This is a genomic window from Microcoleus sp. D3_18_C4 (assembly GCF_036702355.1).
GTDB lineage: Bacteria > Cyanobacteriota > Cyanobacteriia > Cyanobacteriales > Microcoleaceae > Microcoleus.
Genome location: NZ_JAUBTF010000135.1, coordinates 1 through 4,857 on the forward strand (window position 1 = coordinate 1; position 4,857 = coordinate 4,857).

Sequence of the window (4,857 nt, forward strand, 5' to 3'; positions counted from 1 at the left end):
TTTACTCTCTATCTTGATTTTTTTGACGAGGTTAATAGTGCTTTAAGCTTTCAAACTATTCTTTTTTCTAGGTTCAGCGCCTTTGGGGGCATTGCTTCAACTTGCCCTTTTTCTGACGCTTATCAACTATAGCGTTCTTACTCTGGTGGTGTTAGTAGAGGGAACCGAATCTTTTTGTAGTAATTTCTCTACTTGCCTATTTCTACTCGCTGCAATAAGGCCTTGAGTTCAAGCTGATAGAGCAGTCAATCTAATTTACCAATGGAAGACTGTGTTCCGGCGAGTCGCCAATGGCTCTGCCCTTGCATCTGGGCTGTTTCCTGAATCGATTATAGGCGCCCAATCGCCGAATCTTCGGGCTGCTTCGTTGCAGGTGCAGCTTAGTTTAAGTTTTTTAAAATGTATGGTATCTTGGCATGGATGTGGCTGCTTTCGTTGTCACAATCCATATCTGACTCCGAGCCTGAAGGAATCCCTAGGGCAAACGCATCTTATTTTTAAGTAGTAGTTCCGAATTAATTACACAATATTTCTACTGAAACCCTTGCCTAGCAAAGAGCCTTTATCTAATTAATTTTTTGTGGTTACTTAGAATACTTGCTGGACAAAGGTTTCAGTCATTATTTGAGTTTAGTTGCCAAAAATGGAACCCCTGATAGCGTAAAGCTTTCAGAATTTAGATGCGTTTGCCCTGCCTGCCAATGACTGCGGATCGCCCAAGCAAATTTTTCGGCATTACTCCTTAAACTACTCAAGTAAAAACGAGCTTCGGTCGTGGTTTTATTCCACAGCCGTCGTTCACTAACTATCCTGACAACTGTTTTTAATCCCGTCCATAATTATTGATTGTGCAGAGGTGGTAACTCGGATACATCAACAGTCCACACTGGGATTTTTTCCACTCGATGATGTGCAGCTTCTACTTGCTCATAATAACTGTAGTCTCGGCCTAAATAATCTTATTTCTTAGTTACTTAAAACCACTCTTTGACGGCTTGTTAGAGGAGTTTTCGATTCCCTTTTAAAGCTAAAACATAATCTCCTTTTTTCTTAAAAATCAGAGATGTTATGTCTTTTTAATAGCCCATAGTATCCAGGGCAAGAGCGTCTCAATCATGCTTGACAAAAGGAATCCGAAGAATCTAATACCATTTTTTTAAAGATATGATAGACTTGTGTAAAAAGTAAAGGAGAGAATTACAATGTCTGGTCGTCCTCATATAAACAGGACTTACGCACGAACGCTATATATAGCGTACCCTCTTCCCAGACTAACTAGAGCGATTCCTGACGCTACCCCGGGCTAGAAAATCGCTTGAACTATTGCTAGATTTTATATTTTTTATTTTTTTTATAAGATTTTTTTCTGGATGGAGGGGACTTAAGAGAAAAGCTTGGCTGTAAAATAGCAGACGAGCAAAAAAATCTATTGCGTATGAAATTTACTACGCTTGACTACTGTCAATATTTACGCTCGCAGTCAAATTAATTATACGGTGACCAATCTGGCTGACCATCTCAAGCGGTGCAGCCACGATACTATTAATTTATTATTAAAAACTGAAAAAATTACTTCCCGGATGCTTTGGAAGCAAGTTAAGCTGATTATCCAAACTGATGAAGGAGGTTATCTTTTATTTGACGACACAGTTATTGATAAAAGATTTGCCACTAAAATCGAGCTGACTCGCCGACAATATAGTGGAAACGAAAAACGGGTAATTCGGGGGATTGGTCTAGTTACTTGCATCTATGTCAATCCCAAAAAAGGGCTTTTTTGGATAGTGGATTACCGCATTTATGACCCTGATGGAGACGGAAAGACTAAACTAGACCATGTAGAAGATATGCTCAAAGGTATAGTCTATCACAAGCAATTGCCTTTTGGGAGCGTCAGCCATGGATAGTTGGTATGCTACAAAAGATTTAATGCTGTTGATTGATAGCTTGGGTAAGTTTTACTACTGTCCGCTTAAAAGAAATCGATTAGTTGATGATACAGGAGGGGTAGAAAAGTACAAACGAATTGAAGATTTAACGTGGAGTAATGCTGAAAATGAGTCAGGTAAAATTGTAAAAATTAAAGGATTTGCCAAGCTTAAAAAAGTGAAATTATTTCGGGTAGTTGCCTCAAACGGTGACACGGAATATGTTGCTACCAACGATATGTCTCAGTTTTCTACGGATGACGTTAAAGATTTATGCGCCAATCGATGGAAAATTGAGGAGTTTCACAGAGAACTGAAACAACTGACTGGAGTTGACAAGTGCCAGTGTAGAAAAGCCCGGATTCAAAGAAATCATATTGGGTGCGCTATTCTAGTCTGGCTGAGGTTAAAATACCTCGCCAATCAGATGAATTTGACTATCTATCAACGATAAACTTGGACTGTTATCAGACTATTTAAGTCGGGAACTACAAACCCCCACTCTTAAGATGACCTTGGTCTAGTTTGGGCTTTTATATTTCAATTTCCTGGGGTTGATGAGCGTGGGTTTTAAAGCTGTATCCAGTCCGAAAGGCTTAGCCTTCTCTCTTAAGCCAAACCCTACATATAGCGTTCATGCGTAAGTCCTGATAAAAATTACCGAATCTGGAGAAAATTTGCGAAAAATGCTCAAAAAAGAAAAAACCATCCTAGCTTATAATAAGGTCCAAATGCTTTATTTGTTTCAGTCAAAACAAGTAGAAATTGTGCGGGAAGTATCCGCATTTTTAGGTAAAAGTGAGGCAACGATTCATCGCTGGCTCTCCCAATATAGAAAGGGCGGTCTGGAAAATTTGTTAAAAAATCGGCAGGTTTTTGGCCGCCCAAAAAAGTTCTCAGTTGAAATAGCAGCGACCTTGCAACAAGAGTTGAGAGATCCCGAAGGATTTAAGAGTTATAAAGAAGTTCATCTTTGGCTATGGTTGATTAACCATCTTCTGTTACTCTGGAAAAATAAAAATAAAAGCCAAATTTTTAACTGTAGATATAGCGAGCATTTGAGCGTTTATTTTCTAACAGAATAGCTGAAATCAGGATTTTTGGTAAAAGTCTTATGCTCTAAGCTTTCCTGATTATTTTTTCCCGAAAGTCACAAAAGAGGGTTAAAGGAATATCCAGTAGTTACCAAGCTGTATATTCTTTAGTTAGAGGGGAATTAAAAAGTAAATTAAAAATTCCAAGACCTCGCAGTATTTCTCAGAAATCTACGGCCATTAATGAATTTAAAAATAACTTGCATTAACAGATAAAAGATTTACTAGGAAAAGCTTTACCTCAAGTAAACAAATATAAAAAAGTTACTTATTGGTGAGCGTGATGAAACGCGGATAGGGCTACATACAATTCGTCGGCGCAAGCTGACGCTTTCAGGTGTAAAGCCCGTCGGGAAGCATCAATGGAAATTTGAGTGTTTTTGGCTGTATGGGGCAGTATCGAGCGCTACGGGAAAAAGTTTTTTTTGGGAGTTTTCGCATTTAGACAAAGTTTGTTTTGAAGCATATTTACAACTTTTGTCAATACAATATCCTCATGAATTACACATCATTCAAGTAGATAACGCACCCGCTCATAATTTAAGCTCATCTGAATTACCAGACAATATAATTTTACTATTTCAGCCTCCGGCTTGTCCAGAAATAAATCCCACAGAAAGAGTGTGGGAATATCTCAAAGATTTTTTAGCTTGGTCGGTGTTTAGTAATCTTGACGAGCTCCGCACAAAAGTCCAGGAAATTTTGGCATCTTTCACCGCTCGCGTCATTGGTTTTCTCACCGGATGGTCTTGGATTTTACATTCTTTATTTCTATCACATCTTTAAAAAAATGGTATAATATCTTGTCAAGAAAACAAGAACTGATAATTTGAATCAGATAATCATTATCCATAGCTGCCCGTTTCATTTTTTGTCGAAGAGTACGTTTGTAAGTAGGTTCGCAGTTGAGGGCATTCAGCGCAATACGTCGCAGGAGGGCCAAATTCCGGGGACTGTGGAAAGAGCTTGTCCGGCAAGCATCTTCAGCAAAGGTACAATCTAAAGTCCAATGAGCCTGATTTTCAATCCCCCAATGTTTGCGGATGGCTCGACCCAAAAGTTGGGCATCACTATCTAAAGAAGTTAGATAGAATTGCACTTCCCTCCTTAGTTTTGTTCCAAAGATGACGCACTCGAACAACCATGAGCACACTTTTTAATCCCGCCCATAATCGCGGTTGGTAAAGTTCACCAATGACCGTAATTAGCACCGACCAAACTTGACGGATTTCTCGCCGATGATGACCGGACTCAATCCGTTGCTCATAACTGACATCAATCCCGGAAAATTGCTGTGCAGAAGCTCTCTCAAACCATTCTTTAACCTGATGATGGAGAGTCGGATGATTAGCTTTAAGTGTCAGGACATAATTTCCTTTTTTTTCAATAATCTTTTGAGCAATTTCAGTTTGAGTCCCCATAGCATCAATAGTAATGATAGAATCAGTGATGTCTAGCAACTCTAATAATGCCGGAATAGGCGTAATCTCATTCGATTTATCATCCACTTTCATCTGCGCCAAAACCAGACGTTGTTCAGAAGACCAAGCAGTAATAACATGAAGGGCCGATTTGCCTTGATTGCGGTCATAAGAACCTCTAATTGTCTTACCATCAATGGGAAGAATTTCTCCTCCTGTCTTAGTGACGAGAGTTTCTACCCATCGTCCAAAGCATCGATTCAATGCTTCTGGGTCAATGAACTCAAATACTCGACGAAAAGTGTCATCGGAAGGATACCATAAGGTAAGGCCAAAAAGGGAGCGTGTCACTTTTGCGATGAGTATAAATACTCAGAAATACTAGGGCAGAGGTTTTGAGCTATTGTTGGGCAA

Annotated in this window: 4 protein-coding genes and 1 pseudogene; 3 read left to right on the forward strand and 2 right to left on the reverse strand. The window is 39.2% G+C overall.

Annotated features, from left to right (window positions below; all coding sequences use genetic code 11):
• Positions 1–1,435 precede the first annotated feature (1,435 nt).
• The 3 genes and pseudogenes from QUA90_RS29940 (at position 1,436) to QUA90_RS29950 (ending at position 3,808) form a co-directional block, all read left to right on the forward strand.
• Positions 1,436–2,452: pseudogene (locus tag QUA90_RS29940) on the forward strand (IS701 family transposase).
• A gap of 162 nt (positions 2,453–2,614) precedes the next feature.
• Positions 2,615–3,013, forward strand: a complete 399-nt coding sequence (locus QUA90_RS29945) for a helix-turn-helix domain-containing protein (RefSeq protein ID WP_333448744.1) — start codon at positions 2,615–2,617, stop codon at positions 3,011–3,013.
• 303 nt (positions 3,014–3,316) lie between these two features.
• Positions 3,317–3,808, forward strand: a complete 492-nt coding sequence (locus QUA90_RS29950; RefSeq protein ID WP_333448746.1) for an IS630 family transposase — start codon at positions 3,317–3,319, stop codon at positions 3,806–3,808.
• Here QUA90_RS29950 and QUA90_RS30630 read toward each other — a convergent pair.
• Together QUA90_RS30630 and QUA90_RS29955 are read right to left on the reverse strand one after the other, a co-directional pair.
• Complete coding sequence (locus tag QUA90_RS30630) at positions 3,759–4,175, reverse strand: ISAs1 family transposase (RefSeq protein ID WP_445300157.1); 417 nt, start codon at positions 4,173–4,175, stop codon at positions 3,759–3,761. The two genes, QUA90_RS29950 and QUA90_RS30630, sit on opposite strands and share 50 nt — an antisense overlap.
• Positions 4,093–4,794, reverse strand: a complete 702-nt coding sequence (locus QUA90_RS29955; RefSeq protein ID WP_333448745.1) for an ISAs1 family transposase — start codon at positions 4,792–4,794, stop codon at positions 4,093–4,095. Before QUA90_RS29955 ends, QUA90_RS30630 begins: the two co-directional genes overlap by 83 nt.
• Between the last annotated feature and the right edge of the window lie 63 nt (positions 4,795–4,857).